The following is a 21559-nucleotide window of genomic DNA, read 5'->3' as shown; positions in this document are numbered from 1 at the left end:
GAGCCATGCAGGATTCGAACCTGCGACCCTCTGATTAAAAGTCAGATGCTCTACCAACTGAGCTAATGGCTCTCTATTATATAGAAGAAGTAGTCCATGCATTCCTAAGAACCGAGATACTCTTCTTTTGTAGCACAACTTCTCGTATGCTTTAGCATTCTGAAAGTTTGGCTGGGGTAGCTGGATTCGAACCAACGATGACGGAGTCAAAGTCCGATGCCTTACCACTTGGCTATACCCCACCGATACGGTAATAAGTCGTTTTTCATGTTGTATAAAGTTCTTTCAGCACTTCGCATGAAGTTCATGTCAGACTCTTTTCAACACTTCGTTTCAAAAAAAGTAATGGTGACCCCTACGGGATTCGAACCCGTGATACCGCCGTGAAAGGGCGGTGTCTTAACCGCTTGACCAAGGGGCCATATAAGATGTTTGTCTTATGTACGGGAAACGCTTTTGTTAATGTCGTGCGCGCCGTTCCCAACCGACTTTTCTTATTATAAACAGAGTTTCTCATTTCGTCAACACTTTTTCATCAATTAATTTTAAGTATTATTGAGAACACGATTAGAGTGCGGTTTGCAGGTCCTCACCGTGTCCTCAACAATCATTTTACAGCTTGCACTACCACAATTTGCCCTGCACATTTCCCACATCTATATTTTCTAACGTCCATCCTTCTTCTCCGGTTATAAAGTAGCTTACATGATGTACACTCATATACATAGATAGAATAGGTCTTCTTATTCTTCTCAGTAAGTGGTCGGCAAAACCTTGGGGAAGAAGTGCGCTTTAGCAACTCTCTAAAATCTGCATCGCGATGACGGTAACCTCTTCCTTCTATATGAAGATGGTAATGACAGAGTTCATGTTTGATTACACCAACCAACTCTTCAGTTCCATACAACTCCAAAACCAACGGATTAATTTCGATCGAATGATTTGAAAGTATATAGCGACCGCCTGTTGTTCTTAGTCTACTATTAAACCGAGCAATATGAAGGAATGACTTTCCGAATGCTTCTAAAGAAACACTTTCAATAAGCTCCTTCAATTCTTCAGCCGTCATAGCCACCCCTCCTTTAGTCGTCATTTTGCAGTCGGCGGTAACATCGTCAGCGAAATACGTCCTTTTCCTTTATCTACACCTTCCACCCACACAGTTACAATATCTCCTGAAGAAACGACGTCTAGTGGATGTTTTACATATCCTTTTTTCAATTTCGAGATATGAACGAGACCATCTTCCTTTACACCGATATCCACAAAGGCACCGAAGTCCACAACATTTCGAACGGTTCCTTGCATTTCAAGACCTTCATATAGATCCTTCATGTCGAGTACATCTGCTTTTAATAGTGGTTGCGGATAATCATCACGCGGGTCCCGATTTGGTCTTTGAAGTGTTTCGATAATATCTTTTAATGTCACTTCCCCAACATCTAACCTAATCGCTAAAGCTTTGATGTCAAGAGCAGACAATGCATCCCCAGTTTCTTTCTTACCGAGCAACTTCTTGCTTGCATTCGCTTCTTCTAGTATTTGTTCCGCCAATTGATAACTTTCGGGGTGAATCCCCGTCGAATCAAACGGATCTTTTGCATCAGGTACCCGTAAGAAACCAATCGCTTGTTCATAAGTCTTCGCTCCGAGGCGGGGTACTTTCTTCAATTGATTGCGCTTCGTAAACAATCCATTCTCTTCCCGCGATTTCACAATATTTTCCGCGACGGTTTTGGACAGCCCTGCCACATATTGAAGTAGCGAGGATGATGCAGTGTTAACATCTACTCCTACCCGGTTCACAGCTGTTTCAACTACGAATGATAATGATTCGGAAAGACGTTTTTTAGCTACGTCATGTTGGTATTGTCCAACACCAACTGAGCCTGGATCAATTTTCACAAGCTCAGATAACGGATCCTGTAAACGCCTTGCTATCGAAACCGCACTCCGCTGTTCAACTTGAAGATCAGGGAACTCATCCCGCGCTTGAGCCGAAGCTGAATAAACACTGGCACCCGCTTCATTTACAATGACATACGAAACACCTGCTTGTGCTTCTTTTATACATTCAACTATGAACAATTCCGATTCACGCGAAGCTGTTCCGTTACCTATTGCAATGATTGTGATCGGATACTTTTTCAGTAACTCCAAAATAGCACGCTTCGATTTTTCCTTTTCCATTTTGGGTTGATGCGGATAAATTACGGATATTTCAAGTAATTTCCCTGTTTCATCAACTATGGCAAGTTTACACCCTGTCCGGAAGGCCGGATCAAGACCTAATACCACTTTCCCTTTCAATGGAGGTTGTAGGAGAAGACTTTTCAAGTTTTCCGAAAACACATGGATTGCTTGCTCTTCGGCCTTTTCAGTAAGCGCCGCCCTAATTTCCCGCTCAATCGATGGAGCAATCAATCGTTTAAATGCATCTTCAATCGCTTCTTTTACATGTGGTGCAGAAGGCGAATGTGATTTACGAATCAACTCACGCTCAAGTCCTCCGATAATTCGTTCACTCGGGAAAGAAATACCGACACGTAACACATCTTCTTTTTCACCGCGGTTTAATGCAAGAACACGGTGTGGAACGATTTTTTTCAAAGGCTCTTCATACTCATAGTAATTTTCGAAAACGTCACGCTTGTCCTCTGCCCCCTTCCGGACTGCAGAAACAATCATCCCATCTGACCACGCTAACTTTCGTATGTTTTCCCGTATTGCGGCATCATCCGCAAATTGTTCAGCTACAATGTCCCGAGCTCCAGCCAATGCGTCTTCAACCGCATTTACGCCAATTTCTTCATTTAAGAAAGGCAAAGCAAGATCTTCCGGTGAATTCCCTGAAAACTCCATCAGTTTTTTCGCCAGTGGTTCAAGACCACTTTCAATTGCAATCATGGCACGTGTCCGTCTTTTTTGTTTGAAAGGTCTGTACAAGTCCTCAATTCTTTGCAAAACGGTAGCGCTTTCAATTGATTTCCTCAAATCGTCATCCAGTTTACCTTGTTCATCGATAAGGCGAATCACTTCTTCTTTGCGCTGTTCAAGTCCTTTCACATAGCTATAAGCATCTTCAATCGCTTTAATTTGCACTTCGTCCAACGAACCAGTTTCTTCTTTTCGGTAACGCGCGATAAATGGGACAGTATTTCCTTGGTCAAGTAATGCGATTACCTTTTCAGCTTGATGTATACTGACGGCCGCTTTCCCAGCTGTAGCCTCAACAATATGCTTCATCAATAAAACCACCCTTCCTTCTATAGATTCATTTTAACATAAGAAAAGCGCAAGGCGCCTTCTAGACGCGACAGGCATAAGTCGAGCCAGCGACGTGGCGCTCTTTGCCACATAGCTGGATTGCTTATGACCCCGAGCGGCTGGCGCCTGAAGCTAGACACTATTCTAAGTCAAAAAACGTATACTTTCTTACCTGCGAACAAAAGCACAAGCGCCTGTTCTGTGGCGACAGGCATAAGGCGGGCTGGCGAAGCGGCGTTCTTTGCCGCACAGCCGGACCGACTTATGACCCGAGCCTCTAGGCGCTGGAGTCTGGACGGAAACAAAAGCGCAAGGCGCCTAAATGGATCGCAGCTTAAGTGCGCCACTTCCTGTGGCAATAGCTGCATGACCTACATCCTGTAGGCCCGCGACAGGCATAAGTCGGGCCAGCGACGTGGCGCTCTTTGTGCCACATAGCTGGATTGCTTTTAAGGAACCTAGCCTAAGTACGCCGCGTCCTGCGGCAATGGCTGGCTAGGTGACCCACATCCTGTAGGCCTCCAAGCGGCTGGCGCCTGGAGCTAGACACTATTCTAAGTCAAAAAATCGTATACTTTCTTACCTGAAAACAAAAGCGTAAGCGCCCGTTCTAACCGATATGGATTTGAATCTAGATGGGAAATCTCCATATTGCATTCTATCCGCAATCCAAGACTTTATAATTTCCCGCAATAAAAAAGCCCACCTCCAACTCACAGAAGTAGGCTTCCAGCTATAAATGTTGCATCGTCACCGTGTTCAATTGAAGCCAGCACTTTTTGATATAGCTCACAAGGTCCCGAACTTTCCTTCAATGAAGCTTTCGGGCTTCTAAGTATGACGCCATCTGAATGGAGGAAAAATAGGTCTCCCTTTTCATAGTTGTATTGTTGCGTTTTTAACTTTTGCGGTCTCCCTGAAAGATAGCCCATTACCGGTAAAGGATAAATCATCTTATCGCAATCATGAAGCATATAAAAACGGACATTGCCAACACAACTATACTGAATTGTTTTTTGCTTGTAATCGACTTTGACGATAGCTACTGCCGCACCACGCTTTTGCACCATATGTTCATTACAGCGGCTAAGTAATTCGTCTATTGACTCATGATGATATTCTTTCAACACTTTAGGAAGAATTTGAGAAGATTGGCGTGCAATCGGTCCATTACCTAATCCATCCGCAATTGCGCAGATGAAATAGTCTTCCTCCGCATGGATAAAATAAGAGTCACCACATTCTCGATTTCCAAACTTCGCTTCCTGATAAACATACGCTTCAACATGCTCAGTTATTATCGAATCCACTATAACGCACCACCAGCCGACAATATTGCTTCCTGTAACTTCTTAATCGCTTTGCGTTGTAATCTTGAAACATGCATTTGAGAAATACCGAGTCGTTCTCCTGTTTCTTTTTGGCTCAGTTGTTCAATATATGTATACTGGATGATTTGTTTTTCACGTTCCGATAATACATTTAGAGCATTCGCAACAACCATACGTTGATCTGTTTTCTCAAAGCCACCATCATTCTCACCAATAATATCGAATAGTGTTATCGTGCCCCCTTCAGAATCAGCATCGAGAGTATGATCCATTGAGAGTGCTTGATAACTTCTCCCCATCTCCATCGCTTCGAGGACCACTTCTTCTTCTACATCAAGGTATTCCGCAATTTCACTAACAAGAGGAGAACGTTGCATTTCTATTGTTAACGTTTCGACAGCTGCCTTGATTTTTGGTCCCAGTTCTTTTATACGGCGTGGAACATGTATTGCCCATGTCTTATCGCGGAGAAAACGCTTAATTTCACCGATGACCGTTGGCACCGCAAACGCTTCAAAACTTCTTCCATATTCCGGATTATACCTACGTATCGCTCCAAGAAGTCCTAGCATGCCGACCTGGGCAATATCTTCATGAAAGGACTTACCGTTAGAGTACTTTCGGGCGATTGATTGAATGAGACGTTCATAGTGTAGAACCAAATTTGTCTGCGCCTCATCATCATTGGTTTCTTGATAACGTTTAATCCATTCAAGGACTTCTAGCTTCGTTCCACTTCCACGGAGAGATGGTTCGCTTCCTCCTGCTTGAGAAAGGGATTGTTCTTCCGTTTTAGATTCAAGAGGAGATGGTTCTTTCGACATCGACATCCTCATCCCCCCGCTCTCCACCGAGATATTTAGTCATAAAGACTGTCACACCCTCCTCATGAAGCACTTTTACATCATCCATCAGTGTCTCCATTAAATAGAGGCCTAGTCCACCTTCACGAAGAAATTGAACTTCTTCCTGTTCATTGTATGGTCCTACGCGTTTCTTCGTTTCCTCAAAATCAAAACTTTTCCCATGATCCGCGACCATAATTTCTAATTTGTCCACAAAAAGAGCACAACCAACTACAACTTCCCCTTCATCATCCTCTTTATATGCATGCTGAACTGCATTAGTAATCGCTTCACTCGAGGCAATCTTTAAATCTTCAATTTCATCATAAGTAAAACCAAGTCGGCTTGCCAGTCCTGAAATCGCGAGTCGAGCAACTCCAACATATTGCGCTTTTGCGGGAACCTTGATTTCAATATAATCATACGGTTGCATCTCTGTCCCTACTTTCTACCATTACGATATCCATAACTTCAGCTAAACCAGTTATTTCGAATAATCTTTTTAAACGAGTGTTTACACCAACTATTTTCACATGCCCTCCATTAGCCTTGACAGCTTTATAGAACCCGACAAAAATACCAAGTCCAGTGCTGTCCATATATCCAACTTCAGATAAGTCTAATTCTGCTTGCATGTTTTCCACATTTTCTGCCGATGCAAGACACTCTTTTAATTTTGGTGCTGTGAACGCATCTATTTCTCCAACAATTTTAAATCGTTGAACACTATTTTCTTCCACTAAGTCGACTTGCAAATTCATAATTACACCCCGAATTCCTTTTTTTAAAATAGCATAGTAGAGATACATATACCCTACTCATAAAATCTTAAACCTTATCGTTCTCTTTTTTGAAAATAACAATCGTAAAATCATCGCGTAAATGAAAGTTTTGGAGATACGCTAGCCTTTGGTATACTGTATCAGCAATTTTTTGTGCAGATTCGTCTTTCACTTCCGCTAAGATCAATTTGATCACTTGATCATCAATGAAACCAGTATCCGTTCGTACTTCGGTAACGCCATCCGTCATCATCACGATAAAGTCGCCTTCTTCTAGAAGGACTGATTTCTCTTCATAAACGACATTTGGATGAACACCAAGGAGAAGTCCTTTTGCATGAAGTTCCGTAAATTCCCCCGTCGCCGCCTTATATAGGAGGGCAGGTTCATGTCCCGCGGTAGCATATGAAAAACTAGAGTCCCTTGCATCATACTTTCCATAAAACATAGAAATGAACATCGAATCATCAACACTTTTTTCTACGATTCTGTTAACAATATCAAGGACATTCCTCGGACTTGTATTTTCGTTCTGCAAACCGTCCATTCCAAACTTGATCATTGACATGCAAAGTGCCGCCGGAATCCCTTTTCCGATAACATCAGCTACAGCCACACCCGCTTCGTAACTATTATCATTCAGGAAATAAATATAGTCGCCGCTCATCTGCTTAGCCGGCTCTGTTACGAATCCAATATCAAGCTCTTTAAAATCTGGCTTCTTCGTTTTCAGAAGCGTATCTTGTACTTTTGCCGCTACATTCATTTCAATCTGAATTTCTTCTTGTTTTTGAATGAGACTCTGATGCTCCCTAAGAGCAAGCCCGTAATGAATCATCATTTCAATCAAAAAGTCAAACGAATGCCATAGCTTTTCCGGCATATCCGGCAAGACTTCAGTGAGTGCTGTTTTATGGATACTGATAACGTCTTCGGGCGATATATCCTTCTCTATAAATTGCCTGCTAAACTGTTGTCCAACATAAAGATCTTCTTCATTTTGTCCATCAACATATTGCTTCAATATTTCTTTATACTGCTTCCCAACTTCCAGAGGCATTCATCATCATCTCCTCATCGGAGCCATTTTGTAGTTGTAATCGTTGTTCCTACTCCAGGCTCCGTGTCCACTTTAAATTCATCCATAAGCCTTCTCACGCCCGGCATACCTGCACCAAGTCCTCCAGAAGTCGAGAATCCGTCTTCCATCACTTTACGCATGTCCGAAATTCCTGGGCCATTATCTGAAGCTATAATCGTAATTCCGTACAGGTCATTTTCAGACAACCGCTTTATTTCTATCTTACCTTTTCCAGCGTATAAATAGATATTACGTGCTAATTCACTAATTGCCGTTGTGATACGTGCCTGATCGACCGTACCGAAGCCGGACTTCTTCGCTTCATTCCGGCCCAACTGGCGGGCAGCAACAATGTCCCACTCCGTGTATATGTCTACAGAAGACCAGTACTCCATTGTTAGGCCTCCAATTCTTTACGCAGTTTGTCCAATCCGTTTTCGAGATCGAGTGCCGTCAAAACGTTCTCCAAACGAATCCCAAGTTCGATAAGCGTAATTGCAACGGCAGGCTGAATCCCTGTAATGACGACTTTCGCCCCCATTAAACCAGACATACTGATAACATCTCCCAACACTTTTGCAATAAAAGAATCGATGAAATCAATTGGTGTCAAATCAATAACAACACCCCTTGCCGTCGTTTCATGCATTTTCCTCAATAAATCCTCTTGAAACTGGAGGGCCGTCTGATCGTCAAGTTCCCATTGAACAGAAACAATTAATGTGTCATTTAATTTCAAAATCGGAATTCTCATATTCATGATTGTTCAACCTCCACTACTGTCCGGTTCGTCAGTCCAAGTGCCTCCTGCATTCCGCGCTGCAACGTGCTAGTTGTTGTGAAATCATTCAAGTTAATACCAAGCGTAACGATGGTTTGGGCAATTTCCGGCCGAATTCCAACCAGCATACATTTTGCTCCGACAAGACGGACTGCATCCGCTGCCTGGATGATATGATGAGCAACCATTGTATCCACGACTGGTACACCGGTAATATCAAGAAGTACTACTTCGGCGCGCTGCTTGACTACACCTTCCAGTAAGTTTTCCATAATTAATTTTGCCCGCTCGGTATCGATCGTACCAACAAGCGGCATTACTGATATCTTTTCGAAAACCGGTATCAATGAAGCCGACAGTTCCTGCAAGGCGATTTTCTGCAAACTGACGGTCCGTTCCCATTCCACGGAATAGGCTTCTATGATACTTTCGCGTAAAGGCAAAATCCAATTATCGAAAAGTGTCATATAAAACCGTAAATTACTTTGTTCAATAACCCCTTTTTCCTCCAATAATTCGAAAACAATTTTCGAAAAGTTATCAATTGCTTTATTTACAAATTTAATAGACCAACCAAATCGGACAACCTTCACAGTAAATTCCTTCAACTTCTCAGTATTGACAATGTCTTGTTCATAAATATTCGATGTCATCAACGCCGCAAACTCACTACTCGTCTTTTCTACAAGTTGTTCAGGCATAAAATGAAAAAACTTCTCTCCCTTTTCATCCTTCATTAGTAATTGCCATCGTTCAATAATCTCATTAATATTTTCGTTTACGCCTTCCACCAGTTGAATACTCATAATTGTTCCAATAAGCCTCCTTGTGAATTCCAAATTTACGTATCTTCATTGTAACGAAAAGAGTGATGCAATACACTCTTTTTGTCATATTACTTAGGTAACGGAAAAGTGACTGCAATGAAAAGAACACCATAGAAACGAATCCATGGTGTTTTTTCTTATATGTATGCTCAGAATTTGATGAGGCCGAAACTTACTTCGAGCGCTTCATCGACCTGTTCCATCAAAAATTCATCTAGATGCGTAATCTTATCTGTAAGCCTCGACTTGTCGATTGTGCGGACCTGCTCGAGCAGAATAACCGAATCCCGCTCGAAGCCGTATCGTACCGCATCAATTTCAACATGTGTAGGCAATTTCGCTTTTTGAATTTGCGCAGTGATTGCCGCAATAATTACCGTCGGACTAAACCGATTTCCAATATCATTTTGGATGACAAGGACCGGTCTCGTACCTCCCTGTTCAGAACCAACAACAGGCGACAGATCTGCAAAAAAGACGTCTCCACGTTTTATTGCCAACTTTTCATCCTCCGCTTACGAGACGTTCTACCGTATGCTGGGCTTCAAATTCCACATGCAAGCATTCCGTGGCGATTCTAAGGTTGATTTGCGACATTTCGAGATAACCGTTCATCATCTCTTCCCTGATCGTATCCGATTCATAGTCAGTTACATATCGCTTTGTCGAAATATAAACGAAATCACCACGGTCCAGTTCCTGATGAACGACCGTATGTTCATTTTCATTCAGCATCCGTTTCGGAATTTTAACAATAACTTCTTTAAAGTTTTTATTTGCACGCAACGTTAGCACCTCCGACAAAACCGTTCCCTCATTTCAATACAAGTCCATCTTACCATTGTATACCGACAATGAGAAGACACGAAAGGAATTTTATTGACAGGATTCTGCAAAGCTGCTAGGTTTTTTTGTCGAATGTGCGAATATTATATATTCTGTCCATCTTTCCCTGTGTATATTCTCGGTACTCGCTTCGCAATGGAAACAGCAATTTCATATGGAATCGTGCCGAGTCGCTCCGCCCACTCCTCCATCGTAACTTCTTCTTTATCTTGACGACCTATTAGAACAACTTTTTCGCCAACCGCCAGTTCTCGCGGAAGCTTCACCATGCATTGATCCATGCAGATGGTTCCAATAATAGGCATTCGTTCTCCATCAATGAGTACTTCCTGTCCGCGCAGACCACGTCTCAAACCATCTGCATAACCAATCGGGATTGTGCCGATCCATTCTGCACTCGAAGTTACATAGGTACCGCCATAACTGATTCGATTGCCCACCTCCAACAACTTTACATAAGCAAGTTCGCTTTCGATTCGCAATGATCTTTCAAGACGAAACGGCAATTTCCCTCCTACATATTCCGAAGGCGCGATGCCATAAAGTCCGATTCCGAAACGGACTGCATCAAGCGCATATTCGGGATAGAGGAGGGACGCCGCGCTATTCGATGCGTGAACAAGTCGTGGTTTTTCCGACAGCGTCTGCACTAACCTCATGAACTTAATAAATTGTTCTTCTGTGTTTTCAGTGTTTTCTTCATCAGCACAAGCGAAGTGTGTGAAGATACCGTCCAGTAGCACTTGTTTAGAACTATTTACGACCGACATAAGGGACCGAAGAGCATCCTCATCCCTCAATCCGATTCTACCCATTCCACTGTCAATTTTTACATGTATCTTCAATTGTTGCACGAACTTTTCACTAACGTCTAATGCCGATTTCAACCACTCGGCACTCGAAACTGTTAGTATAATCCCCAATTCAGCTGCTTTTTCAGCAAACACAAGCGGAGACGGTCCCATAACAAGAATGTCCCCACTAATACCAGCCATTCGGAGTCGTATCGCCTCGTCAGGTGTTGCCACCGAGACCATTTCTGCACCAGCTTCAAAAGCAGCTTGAGCCACTTCAACTTCACCGTGACCGTAACCGTCTGCTTTCACAACTGCAATTACTGCGGTTTCACTTCCCAAATACTCTTTCAAATTCCGAACATTGGCCCGAATCGCCGCTAGATCGACGATGGCTGTTGTAGGACGATAATGAATAGAGTCTTCCATAACAATCCCTCATTTGTACTGTAGTACTCTCCATTATCCATCCCTTGCCCTTTCTTCGTCAACCTTAGTTATATTATTTCATCCCCTCCACTTGCATCGATCCTGCTACTTCAATCAGTTCATCTTGCGTCAAATTATCGGATGCGATGAAGAATGAAACGCCTCCACTTTCCCAACGAATCGAATTTTCCGTAAGGGCTGCAACAGTAAATCCAAGATCGACAGGATCACCTTCAATGGAGACTGCCATTTTATTTTCCGCTCTAACTGCTGGCTCTTGAACAATAATGAACTCTTTTTCTCCTCCAAAAGTCATGAATGTTCGTGTACCGCTATCCATTTTCACGATTTCTTCATCAACAAGAGTGCCATCCGCCCAAGCTACTGATGGATAATACGTTGAGAGTCCTGTTGCTTCATCATCTGCGGCTGGTTCAGTTTCTTTACCTGTATTCGTCTCATCCATATCTACTTTGTAATCGCCAGCTTTTCGTTCGACGCCAAGTGTAATCTTATTGAACGTAATGCGAATCTTCTCCACCTTGTTTTCATCCAGTACGGAGACATACGTTGGTAGCAATGTCTTTTTGTCAATATGGATCTGTTGGGTTGGCAAAACCTTCTTATGGTTATTTCTCGTGGCCGTTTCAAAGACGTACGTTTTCTCTTTTTCCGTCATTGTCGCATTTTTATCAGCTTTAATATCTTCCGACAACGCACCTATTAAATACGCCTGGCTATTTTGAGAAGGCCAGTCACTTTGGAACTTGTAGGTCTTACCGAGTGATGGGGTAACAACAAAAACACCTTCTTTATTACGTACAATCATCTGGGAATCCTTACTTCCTGCCTGCGTTACATTAACGCGATAGAAAGACGGCTTCGTATGCCAAACAGCGACCTCATATGAACGCGGCTCGGCTCCAGTCTTAATTTCCATGGTCGCTTGCAAATCATACCCCTTCGCTTCATTCCACTTTCCACTGAGTTTCTTCATGACATCCTCTTTCGACGGCGATCCACATGCCGCAAGGACTACCATGACTACAACTAACAAAAGAGCAACTATTCGGCTACGCATACAGTTCATCCTTTCTCATTTCAATCGGGTAGGTCATCTTATGAGGAAGGACGAACAATTATGCAAGAAGGATAACTTGAGCTGCTGCTACGGTTCGCGTATGAGTTATAGATATGAAACCAGTGATTGAATCTCCTTTGAAAAACACAGTCGGTTTGCCACTCAGTTCAGGCAATATGCTGATATCCAAGAAACTACACTGCGTGCCAATTCCTGTTCCTTTCGCTTTAGCAAACGCTTCTTTCCCAGCAAAACGACCCGCAAGGAATTCTATTCGCCGATTAGTCGTGTGCGATTCGTAAATTTCCAGCTCTTCCATAGTTAAAATGCGCATACGGAATTTCGGAGACCTAGCATCCAACTTGGCGATTCTATCCAATTCGACGATATCAAGCCCAATTCCTGCAATCAAAATAATTCCTCCTTCCAAAGTTTGCAAAAAAATCGTCGACACCTTGATCAAGCACTGGAGCCTAGACGATAAAATATGTATAATGAAGTCATAGATTGAGGTGAATACATGTTTAGCCGTACAGAAAGCTTCTCGCAATACATCCGCCTCTATCCGGTGGTGACGTTTTTCCTTGCTTTGAATATCCTTATTTATCTCGTGACGATCATCCCGGTTATCGGGACACAAGTATTATACGCCGGCGTCGGCGTCAACTTCCTTATCTCCGACGGGGAATGGTGGAGACTTCTAACACCGATGTTCCTTCACGGTGGTATCATGCATCTACTGTTTAATATGTTCTCTCTTTTCATTTTCGGACCTGAACTTGAGAAAATCGCAGGTAAGGCACGCTTCCTGACAATATATATGCTATCGGGCATTTTCGCTAATATTGCCACATTTTTCCTACAAGCCCCTAACTATCAAAGTCTCGGCGCAAGTGGTGCAGTTTTTGGGATTCTCGGAGCATTTGGAGCACTTGTCTATTATACGAAGCATATCTTACCGCAGCTAAGACAGATTATCCTTCCAATTATTGTTATCAGCATAGTTATGACCTATGTCCAGCCCAACATTAATGCGACCGCCCATATTGCGGGGTTAATCGTCGGATTTTTAATAGGACTTAGCTATTTTCATCCCAAACGGATCGTCAGTTGGAAAAGTAAAAAAAGATAAAGAAAACGCCGGAGTCTAGACACCGCTCCAGGTGAAAAACTTATCTTTAGTTAAAAGAGCAGGGTTATCCCTGCTCTTTTTTGTACCTATTGAAAGCGAATCAAGCATCCTTCGAATTCTTCTCATACCACGAAAGCAGCTTCTCGGCTTCTGACTCTTCCATATGATGTACTTGTGCACTAAAAGTACTCATACCAGATTTGATGTTAGTGGCTAATGTGGCTACACTTTTTCGTTTGTGGAAGTAGTTTTGTTTCATTTCCATCGATTGAATTCTTTTTTTCATCAAGAAAGCGGTCTGAAGGCTAAGGTTCCTGAATCGCATCGTCAGCTGATTACCCGATATCCCGTAAGCAGCCGATCGATGTTGCCATAATCCGAATAGGACAATGACCGGTACGATGAGGAGTGACAACAACCCGTATGGAAAGAAAAAGTATGTCAATGCGCCGATCGCAGGAATCATCCATAGGAAATCGCTACGATAGAAAAAGCGCTTGCCGCGTGCTGGCAGTTTTTCCGTCGGTTCATCAAGTATAAGATCCGGGAATATCTCTTTCAATGGTCCATAGATATCCGCTTTTTTTACCAAAGGAAATAAATTTATTTTCGCCCCTTCCGCTCCGCCTCCTCCCGCACTATCAATTGCAACAGCAGCGTAGCCGAATAGTTGCCTAAAAGGATTCTCAATAATACGTACGCTTTGAACCCTGTTCAGCGGCACTGTCATCCGTTTTTTCTCAAGTAGACCGCGCGTAATAACGATGTCTTCTTTTTCAAGTGAAACAGTAAAACCGTAATATGCCAGGAATGTCATGGCAACCGATATCCCCCACACAAAAACGAATCCTAAAAACACAGCAATTGCAACGATAAGAAGACCGAACTTGATGAAGCCTGAAATCTCTTCATACATCCATTGAAACGGTATCATCTCCGCAAACTGCGATAAGAAGATCCCCACGCCCGAAAGAATAATTCCAATCCCACCTGATGTAGTTGCTAGGATAAGCAGACCTTTCGATGACATTGTAAAAACTGATTTCCTTTGCGGTTCTTCCACTGCTTGAATTATTTCTGGCAGTTCTCCATTTTCCAGCAAAGTTTCCTTCTTACCACTTTTCGCCTGCGCTATTTCCATTTCAATTCTACTTGCCGCCTCTTTCGTAATCGCGGTCAATTCTGCCTCCGACTTTTTCGAAGAGGAGCTACCTGCTGTCTCCACTTTCACTTTGACAAGTTTGAAAGGTCGGTGCAAAATCCCTTCCGTATAATCGAGGCTTTGAATTCGGTCAAACGGAATATAGCGTTTCTTTTTCACAAATAACCCATATTCGATTCGAAGTTCATTATCTTCAAACCAGTATTCAAAACGTTTCCACTTAATAATACCTGTGATGAAAAAAGCGATAATGAGGACTCCGAAAATGATGAAGGATAAGTAATCCAAATACCATTTCCCAGATCCCACATCATTCAGCCCATTCGCAAAAACGAGGACAATAATCGGTAATATCGCATCTTTCGCTGTCTTCAATACTTCAATAATGGCTGTAATCCAGTGTAATTTATAGCGTGTCTCAGACATCTTCTTCCGCCACCCTTGCAAGCGCTGATATCCTGCTCCGAAGTTCATCCGCCTCTTCCATCACAAGAGCAGGTATTGTATGATTCGTCGCCGCCGTGGAAATCGTGATTTCCGCCAAGTTATATTTTCGTAAAATCGGTCCTTGCGCGGTGTCTACGTGCTGAACACGCACCATTGGAATCAACGTCCGTTTGACGATAAAAATACCATGTTGCAGCTCAATTTCTGATTCACGCACTTCATAGCGCCATCGCATCCATTTAACTTTGGGAAATAAATAAATGAAAAAGTACGCGAATAAGATTACGACAACCGCAGCCACCGCATATATCCACCATGGACCTTCAAATATATAAGCCAATACCCCCGCGGCAATTGCTACAAGTAAAAGGAATCCTGTTTCCATAATGCCGTATAATCTCCATACCTTTAATCCTTTTTCCGATATACGATTCACCGGTTGTTCTCTCATATGAACACCTCTTCCTCTCTACTTATTCTATACGATTAAGAGCGCGAAATGTTTCATTTTGATGGATTGTTGCTAAGAGGGTTGAGGGAGTGTTGTTTAGTTTTCGCGTAGTGTTGTTTAGTTTGGAGATTGCGTTGCATACCTTGAGCTATATGTTGTCTAGTTCAGACGAAACGTTGCTTTGTCGTGTGGATGTTGCTTAGTTTCGGCTTTGTGTTATTTAGTTCAGAGACTTCGTTGCATACCTCGGACTTGGTGTTGCCTAGTCCTCACATTCCCCTTCGAACTTTATTGTATACAAAAAAAGATCCGGGTAAGCGCTCATTGCGCTATCCGGATCTTTTAAAGGTTCATTATTAACGATCTGATTTAGTAGTACGTGAACGGCTGCTGCTGTCTCTTCTAGCTCCGTCACGGCTACCGCTTGGTGCGTTGCCGCCACTTCCGCCACTACGACGAGCTCCGCCGCCATAACCACGTCCGCCGCCACCGCTTGATGGACGTCCGCCGCTACGGTTACCTTTATAACCACCACCGCCGCCGCGAGAATTTCCGCGTGATGGTAATGGACGCTCTTCTGAAATTGATACAGGTGTATCATTCGGTTCGCGAGTTAATGAACGAAGTGCTGCTGCAACTAGATCTTTAGCTTCGAATTTCTCAAGCAAATCAGCTGCAAGATGTGTATAATCACTCAATTCATTTTTAGTAACAATTTCAGTAAGTTGTTCCACAGCCACACGTTGCTGACCAAGAATTGCTTCGTCAGAAGATGGTGGGTTCAATGGAGTCATTTGTTTTTTAGTTGTTTCTTCTACAATACGAAGGTAACCCATTTCACGTGGTGTTACGAATGTAATTGCTACTCCACTTTTCCCTGCGCGTCCTGTACGACCAATACGGTGAACATAGCTTTCAGGATCTTGTGGAATATCGAAGTTGTAAACGTGTGTTACGCCTGAAATATCGAGTCCACGTGCCGCAACGTCAGTTGCAACAAGGATATCAACTTTACCTTCTTTGAATTGCTTAAGGACAGACATCCGTTTCGCTTGAGTCAAGTCGCCGTGAATTCCTTCAGCAATGTATCCGCGGATACCTAGTGCCTGAGATAGTTCGTCAACGCGACGTTTTGTACGACCAAAGATGATTGCAAGTTCAGGTTGTTGAACATTTAGAAGACGTGAAAGGATATCAAACTTTTCGCGTTCTTGTGATTTAACGAAGAACTGTTCGATATTTTCAACAGTCATTTCTTTAGACTTGATTTTAACCATTTCCGGGTTTTTCATGAACGTTTCTGCAATTTTGCGGATTGGTCCAGGCATAGTAGCCGAGAATAGAAGTGTTTGGCGCTCAGCCGGTACACTCGCAAGAATTGTGTTGATGTCTTCGATGAAGCCCATGTTCAACATTTCATCTGCTTCGTCAAGTACAAGTGTTTGTACGCCGTCTAATTTCAATGTTTTACGTTTGATATGGTCAAGAATACGTCCTGGCGTACCAACGATGATTTGTGGGTTATTGCGCAATGCACGGATCTGACGTCCAATTTCTTGTCCACCGTAAACAGAAAGAATGCGTACACGTTTGTCAGCACCAATTCTGTAGATTTCTTCAGAAACCTGAATAGCCAATTCGCGTGTTGGAGCAATTACAAGTGCCTGTACTGCAGTGTTTCTGATATCAACCTTTTCAATGATTGGAATACCAAATGCAGCTGTTTTACCAGTACCAGTTTGTGCCTGGCCGATAACGTCGCGACCTTCCATACCAAAACGGACAGTACCTTCTTGGATTGGTGTTGCTTCTTCAAACCCCATTTTAGCTAGTGCGCGTTGTGTTGATTCACTGATATTTAAATCCGAAAAATTAGTCAAACTTATCAATCTCCTTTGTTTTTTCATTTGACAATTGGTTACATTTGCAAATGAAGGCACGGCAAATTCGAGCCTGTTAAAAGGGAACGTTTCCGATATTTTGCATTCTCTATAGTATAAGTAGAGGTTATGGTTGAAAAGGAAAGCCCGGTCTTTGCCGAGCGGTTCGATCAATGGACAATTCGTCCAACTTATATGAGCAAACCGTTATATTCAAAAAAAAGTACCCTTCACTTCTTGAAGAGTGCTACGTAAATGTATCCAATGTTCATCACAGTATACCATGGGAAAAAGCACTTCGCAATCAATCCGCTTAAGTAGTAATAATCAGTTTACTCACCAAAAAGCGAAAGCGGCTCGCCTAGACGCTGGAGCTAGACATCATCAAAAAGCCAATTTTTCACTCACCCACGGTCAATCTTCCCGCATGAACCGAAGCACTTCATTGAACCAATTGTCACAGTCATCGCTGTAACAGATATGATGCTTCCCAACAGGTGATTTTATGAATTCCTTTTTTTCGGAGCCAAGTTTTTTTAACAAGTGCTCAGCGGTAGTAAACGGGACAATTCCATCTTTCTCACCTTGAACGATACATACAGGTGTTTTAATCAAACCATAATAAGGTTTGACGATGCTCACAATGCGTAAAAATTCGAAGACTGCACGCAACGGTGTGTGTGCAAGCTTATATTCATACAAATGATAAAATGTATTTGGTGGATATTTTTTCATAAGCGGTTTTGCCAACATGATTCTCATCTCTTTCAAAAGGATGCGTGGACTTATATATCTTGCCGCCGCGCTTAACAAGACAAGTTTGTCGATTTTATACCTCAGTCCAAGATACATCGCAATCAGTCCGCCCATCGAAAAGCCGACCACGATTACGCGGTCGACTTCTTTTTGCAGTCTTTTAAGTGCAAGTTCCGCTTCCATCAACCAGGAAGCAGCGGATCCTTTTTCAAGATTCAGCGTGATGCCATGGCCAGTCAATGTCGGTATAGCTAACTGCCAGTTCGTTTTCATTTTCAAGAAATTCACAAGCGGCCTTACTTCAAATGGACCGCCTGTAAAGCCATGTATGAATAGCACGCCCGTTTTCATTTCCCGGCTCCTTTACCCATCAGATCTTCTAGAATATATTCAAGTGCCATTCCCCGTGAACCTTTTAACAGTACAATCGAATCTACGCCAGTATATTCCCGGAGTGCGTTCACAATAGGAGTATAATCCTTTTCTGACCATAATAGCCGCGTTTCCATGCCACCGTTTTGCAATTTATCATGTAACCATTTCATACGCGGACCATAGAGTAGAATGCCTTCTAGCTTCATCGCAACCAGTTCATCGGCTAGATTTTCATGATAAACCTGCTCTTCGTCACCCAGTTCTAACATATCAGCAAGTACAACCCATTTTTCTTTACGTAATTCAGTATCCTCCATGAAAGCAAGTGCTGCACGCATTGATGTCGGTGCTGCGTTGTATGCGTCATTAATGAACAATGCACCATTATCGACACTAACCGGCTGCATACGCATATCCGTTAAGGACGCTTGGCGAAGTGATCCGCGGATGTCATCGACACTGATAGCTGCTTCATTTGCAATAAGAATTGCAGCCAGCGCATTTTTAACTTGATGCGCCCCGTATACAGGGATTGTGAATTCTCCGTCTAGTAAGCCAGTGACTGTAAAACGACTTCCTTCATCGCCAGATTCAATCTTTTCGAGTGACAACATCGTTTCTTTTTCATAGCCAAACGAAACAGCTTGAACTGCAGTAAGCTGATCAACAAGACCTTGTAAAAGCGGTTCGTCGCCGTCGTAAAATAGCTTGCCACCTTCTTGCAATCCATCGATAATTTCGAATTTCGCTTTGGCGATTCCTGCACGCGATCCAAGATCCTGCATATGCGCTTCTCCGATATTCGTAATCACAGCAAAATGTGGTTTCGCCAGTTTCGATAAAAAGGAAATTTCCCCGAACCCACTCATGCCCATTTCCAAGATTGCAAACTCGGTATCTTCCTCAAGCGACAATATCGTCAATGGTAAACCAAGTTCATTATTATAGTTCCCTTCCGTTTTTCGGACGTTGAAATACGGAGACAATACACTTGCAATTAAATCCTTTGTTGATGTTTTGCCATTCGACCCTGTAATGCCGACGACTTTACATTGAAGCATCCCCCGATAAATGCGTGCCATTTCCTGGAGCGCCAACTCGGGATTCTCGACGAAAATTAACGGCACATTTGCAGGTGGATCCGGTTCATCTTTCATCCATAAAGATGCGACAGCACCCTGTTTAATCGCTTGTTCCACATAATTGTGACCATTTACTTGTTCCCCACGAAAAGGGATAAATAGGTCCCCCGCCGATGCAGTTCTTGAATCAATGGACACACCCGTTGCGAATATGTCTTCTAAATTTTGGCCAGCCGCCTGTATCCAATCAGCGATTTCGCTTAACTTCCGTTTCACTTCAAATCACACTCAATCCATCGTATATTGTAATGTTTGCTTTTCCGCATGTCGTTCCAGTGCTAGTTCGATCAGCCCGTTGATTAATTCAGGATAAGCTACACCTGTTTTCTGCCATAGTAGCGGGAACATGCTTGTCGGTGTAAAACCTGGCATTGTATTCACTTCATTAATCAAGACTTCGTCGTCCGAAGTGACAAAAAAGTCTGCACGGACGAGTCCCGAACAGTCAAGCACTTTAAAGGCACGGACAGCCATGTCTTCCATTGTCTTTTTAACTTCCTCAGTTACTTGTGCAGGAATGGCCAGTGTTGTGTTGCCATCTGTATATTTCGCTTCATAATCGTAAAATGCCGCAACAGGTTTAATCTCCCCTGACACTGAGCATAGCGGTTCGTCGTTACCCATGACGCCCATTTCGATTTCACGTGCAGTTACGCCTTGTTCGACGATGATTTTCCGGTCGAATTTCAGGGCAATATCCACAGCTTCGATTAAACCTTTGCGGTCCGTTGCCATGCTTATACCCACACTGGAACCAAGATTCGCAGGTTTTACGAACATCGGCCAGCCGAGCTCTGTTTCCATTTTGTCGACTAACTGTTGCTGTTCTTTAACCCATCCAGTACGGATAAAGTGTACATAAGGCACTTGTTTCAATCCTACTTGCGCGAATAACTGCTTCATGACGACTTTGTCCATTCCCGCTGACGATGCCAGTACACCATTACCGACGTAAGGGACATTCATCACCTCAAAGAACCCTTGAACCGTTCCATCTTCACCATTTGTTCCGTGCAAAAGTGGAAAAATGACGTCTGGAGCGCCCGTTCCTCCATTCAAGAAAGCATGTATACTATCTGGTTGACTGGAACCATTCCCCTCAAGGCGAAGCTCTTCAATCGTTTTCGCAGAGCTTTCAAGTGATTCTCCTTTTCTCCACTCACCGTCGTACGTTATATAAATTGGAACTACTTCGTATTTATCAAAGTCCACCGCTTGTGTCACTGCACGTGCAGTCGACAGCGACACCTCATGCTCAGCTGATTTTCCACCGTAGACCAATCCTAGTTTTTTCTTCATATTTTCCCCTCACAATCTATTAGTTTCATTCCTTCAGTTTACCATGAACAGCTCACATTCATGATGATTTTATGTAAGATATTCAACCAAACAACTTAAGTCCCGTAACACCTGCAATGATGAAGGATAAAAACAGGAACTTTAGCGCACTTCGCTTTTCACGAAAAAAAACCATGCCAATTAGAACACTACCTGCTGCACCTATTCCCGCCCAAACGGAATACCCTGTTCCAACGGGTAAATCTTTTATAGCAACTGATAATAAAAAGAAACTGAGTGCTGCTGTTAGAACAGTCAATACTGTATATTTTTTATTTCGGAATCCTTCCGATAATTTCATCATAATAACGAACGCCACTTCGAATAGCCCCGCAATAATTAAGATTATCCAAGACACTATTTAGTCTCCCCCTGTCCATCAGCAAGTTTAAGTCCGACGATGCCAACAAGAAGAAGCACTAGAAAAAACAGTTTACCAATACCTGCTCCTTCATTGAATAGGATAATACCGACAATTGCTGTTCCAGCCGCACCGATTCCTGTAAAAATAGCATATGCAGTACCAATGGGTATTTTCTCCATTGCTTTCGCGAACAGGAAAAAGCTAACTATGATGAAAACTAGCGTTACTATTGAAGGGAGAAGGACTGTAAAGCCCTGCGCTTCTTTTAATCCAATTGCCCAAATGATTTCAGTCATGCCTGCGATCAGTAAATAAATCCATGCCACAACGAAAATCTCCTCTCATATTCACACAGTTAAAATAGACCTTAAATTCCCCACAAGTTTAGCATGCCCATCTTTCAAGAGGCAACTTCGCGGTTGCCTTTACGTCCAATATGAGGAAATGC

24 protein-coding genes and 3 tRNA genes (1 of these 27 only partly in view) are annotated in these 21559 nt (G+C 42.9%); 1 reads left to right on the top strand and 26 read right to left on the bottom strand.

What is annotated here, in order from left to right:
* From ACP8HG_RS19550 to acpS, 18 genes are all read right to left on the bottom strand, one after another.
* Window positions 1-72, bottom strand: a tRNA-Lys gene (locus ACP8HG_RS19550); it reaches 1 nt to the left of the window's first position.
* Between the two features lie 96 nt (window positions 73-168).
* Window positions 169-242: transfer RNA gene (locus ACP8HG_RS19545), tRNA-Gln, on the bottom strand.
* A 104-nt stretch (window positions 243-346) separates the two neighbouring features.
* Window positions 347-421, bottom strand: a tRNA-Glu gene (locus tag ACP8HG_RS19540).
* Between the two features lie 186 nt (window positions 422-607).
* On the bottom strand, window positions 608-1069 hold the full coding sequence (locus ACP8HG_RS19535) for a SprT family protein (RefSeq protein ID WP_438297696.1): 462 nt from the start codon (window positions 1067-1069) through the stop codon (window positions 608-610).
* A 20-nt stretch (window positions 1070-1089) separates the two neighbouring features.
* The gene (locus ACP8HG_RS19530) at window positions 1090-3246 is read right to left on the bottom strand and encodes a Tex family protein (RefSeq protein ID WP_342539616.1); all 2157 of its coding nucleotides are present in this window, start codon (window positions 3244-3246) and stop codon (window positions 1090-1092) included.
* Between the two features lie 734 nt (window positions 3247-3980).
* On the bottom strand, window positions 3981-4577 hold the full coding sequence (locus ACP8HG_RS19525) for a PP2C family serine/threonine-protein phosphatase (protein ID WP_067205329.1): 597 nt from the start codon (window positions 4575-4577) through the stop codon (window positions 3981-3983).
* Entirely contained in the window at window positions 4577-5428 is an 852-nt protein-coding gene (gene sigB / locus ACP8HG_RS19520; RefSeq protein ID WP_338653735.1) for an RNA polymerase sigma factor SigB, read from the bottom strand. Before sigB ends, ACP8HG_RS19525 begins: the two co-directional genes overlap by 1 nt.
* Entirely contained in the window at window positions 5397-5876 is a 480-nt protein-coding gene (gene rsbW / locus ACP8HG_RS19515) for an anti-sigma B factor RsbW (RefSeq protein ID WP_067205326.1), read from the bottom strand. The genes sigB and rsbW overlap by 32 nt, the downstream gene beginning before the upstream one ends.
* Window positions 5863-6204, bottom strand: a complete 342-nt coding sequence (locus ACP8HG_RS19510) for an STAS domain-containing protein (RefSeq protein ID WP_187046556.1) — start codon at window positions 6202-6204, stop codon at window positions 5863-5865. The genes rsbW and ACP8HG_RS19510 overlap by 14 nt, the downstream gene beginning before the upstream one ends.
* A 67-nt stretch (window positions 6205-6271) precedes the next feature.
* On the bottom strand, window positions 6272-7285 hold the full coding sequence (locus tag ACP8HG_RS19505) for a PP2C family protein-serine/threonine phosphatase (RefSeq protein WP_338653739.1): 1014 nt from the start codon (window positions 7283-7285) through the stop codon (window positions 6272-6274).
* Window positions 7286-7299: 14 nt separating this feature from the next.
* Window positions 7300-7701, bottom strand: coding sequence for an anti-sigma regulatory factor (locus ACP8HG_RS19500; protein ID WP_338653740.1), 402 nt, complete (start codon window positions 7699-7701; stop codon window positions 7300-7302).
* Between the two features lie 2 nt (window positions 7702-7703).
* Window positions 7704-8066, bottom strand: a complete 363-nt coding sequence (locus tag ACP8HG_RS19495) for an STAS domain-containing protein (RefSeq protein ID WP_067205320.1) — start codon at window positions 8064-8066, stop codon at window positions 7704-7706.
* On the bottom strand, window positions 8063-8893 hold the full coding sequence (locus ACP8HG_RS19490) for an STAS domain-containing protein (RefSeq protein WP_067205318.1): 831 nt from the start codon (window positions 8891-8893) through the stop codon (window positions 8063-8065). The genes ACP8HG_RS19495 and ACP8HG_RS19490 overlap by 4 nt, the downstream gene beginning before the upstream one ends.
* Before the next feature lie 170 nt (window positions 8894-9063).
* A complete protein-coding gene (locus tag ACP8HG_RS19485; protein WP_067205315.1) occupies window positions 9064-9414 on the bottom strand; it encodes a type II toxin-antitoxin system PemK/MazF family toxin in 351 nt (116 codons plus the stop codon).
* 4 nt (window positions 9415-9418) lie between these two features.
* Window positions 9419-9709, bottom strand: coding sequence for a transcriptional regulator (locus tag ACP8HG_RS19480; RefSeq protein WP_231885814.1), 291 nt, complete (start codon window positions 9707-9709; stop codon window positions 9419-9421).
* Between the two features lie 134 nt (window positions 9710-9843).
* Window positions 9844-10983, bottom strand: a complete 1140-nt coding sequence (gene alr, locus ACP8HG_RS19475; protein WP_340741349.1) for an alanine racemase — start codon at window positions 10981-10983, stop codon at window positions 9844-9846.
* 73 nt (window positions 10984-11056) lie between these two features.
* Window positions 11057-12064: a LolA family protein gene (locus ACP8HG_RS19470; protein ID WP_067205307.1), complete on the bottom strand. Its 1008-nt coding sequence runs from the start codon at window positions 12062-12064 to the stop codon at window positions 11057-11059.
* A gap of 58 nt (window positions 12065-12122) precedes the next feature.
* Entirely contained in the window at window positions 12123-12476 is a 354-nt protein-coding gene (gene acpS, locus ACP8HG_RS19465) for a holo-ACP synthase (RefSeq protein WP_067205304.1), read from the bottom strand.
* A gap of 108 nt (window positions 12477-12584) precedes the next feature.
* On the opposite strand from acpS, the gene ACP8HG_RS19460 reads away from it, so the two are divergent.
* Window positions 12585-13196, top strand: a complete 612-nt coding sequence (locus tag ACP8HG_RS19460; protein ID WP_067205301.1) for a rhomboid family intramembrane serine protease — start codon at window positions 12585-12587, stop codon at window positions 13194-13196.
* Between the two features lie 100 nt (window positions 13197-13296).
* Here the strand turns inward: ACP8HG_RS19460 and ACP8HG_RS19455 are convergent, their stop codons facing one another.
* The 8 genes from ACP8HG_RS19455 to ACP8HG_RS19420 form a co-directional block, all read right to left on the bottom strand.
* Window positions 13297-14784: a PH domain-containing protein gene (locus tag ACP8HG_RS19455; protein WP_067205298.1), complete on the bottom strand. Its 1488-nt coding sequence runs from the start codon at window positions 14782-14784 to the stop codon at window positions 13297-13299.
* Window positions 14777-15256 carry a PH domain-containing protein gene (locus ACP8HG_RS19450; RefSeq protein ID WP_067205295.1) on the bottom strand — a complete coding sequence of 160 codons (480 nt, stop codon included), beginning with the start codon at window positions 15254-15256 and terminating at the stop codon, window positions 14777-14779. The genes ACP8HG_RS19455 and ACP8HG_RS19450 overlap by 8 nt, the downstream gene beginning before the upstream one ends.
* Window positions 15257-15612: 356 nt before the next feature.
* Window positions 15613-17136 (bottom strand): DEAD/DEAH box helicase, encoded by a 1524-nt coding sequence (locus ACP8HG_RS19445; protein ID WP_304627121.1) that lies wholly within the window; start codon window positions 17134-17136, stop codon window positions 15613-15615.
* A gap of 414 nt (window positions 17137-17550) precedes the next feature.
* On the bottom strand, window positions 17551-18243 hold the full coding sequence (locus tag ACP8HG_RS19440; protein WP_067205289.1) for an alpha/beta hydrolase: 693 nt from the start codon (window positions 18241-18243) through the stop codon (window positions 17551-17553).
* Complete coding sequence (locus ACP8HG_RS19435; protein ID WP_067205286.1) at window positions 18240-19625, bottom strand: UDP-N-acetylmuramoyl-tripeptide--D-alanyl-D-alanine ligase; 1386 nt, start codon at window positions 19623-19625, stop codon at window positions 18240-18242. The genes ACP8HG_RS19440 and ACP8HG_RS19435 overlap by 4 nt, the downstream gene beginning before the upstream one ends.
* 12 nt (window positions 19626-19637) lie before the next feature.
* Window positions 19638-20708, bottom strand: coding sequence for a D-alanine--D-alanine ligase (locus ACP8HG_RS19430; RefSeq protein WP_340741346.1), 1071 nt, complete (start codon window positions 20706-20708; stop codon window positions 19638-19640).
* Window positions 20709-20790: 82 nt separating this feature from the next.
* Window positions 20791-21105: a DMT family transporter gene (locus ACP8HG_RS19425; RefSeq protein ID WP_438297686.1), complete on the bottom strand. Its 315-nt coding sequence runs from the start codon at window positions 21103-21105 to the stop codon at window positions 20791-20793.
* Complete coding sequence (locus ACP8HG_RS19420) at window positions 21105-21437, bottom strand: DMT family transporter (protein WP_067205278.1); 333 nt, start codon at window positions 21435-21437, stop codon at window positions 21105-21107. The genes ACP8HG_RS19425 and ACP8HG_RS19420 overlap by 1 nt, the downstream gene beginning before the upstream one ends.
* Window positions 21438-21559 lie beyond the last annotated feature (122 nt).

The sequence above is a fragment of the Sporosarcina sp. FA15 genome (assembly GCF_051550195.1).
Taxonomy (GTDB): domain Bacteria; phylum Bacillota; class Bacilli; order Bacillales_A; family Planococcaceae; genus Sporosarcina; species Sporosarcina psychrophila.
The sequence above is the reverse complement of the archived record's forward strand: the minus strand, read 5'-3'. Positions and strand labels throughout refer to the sequence as shown.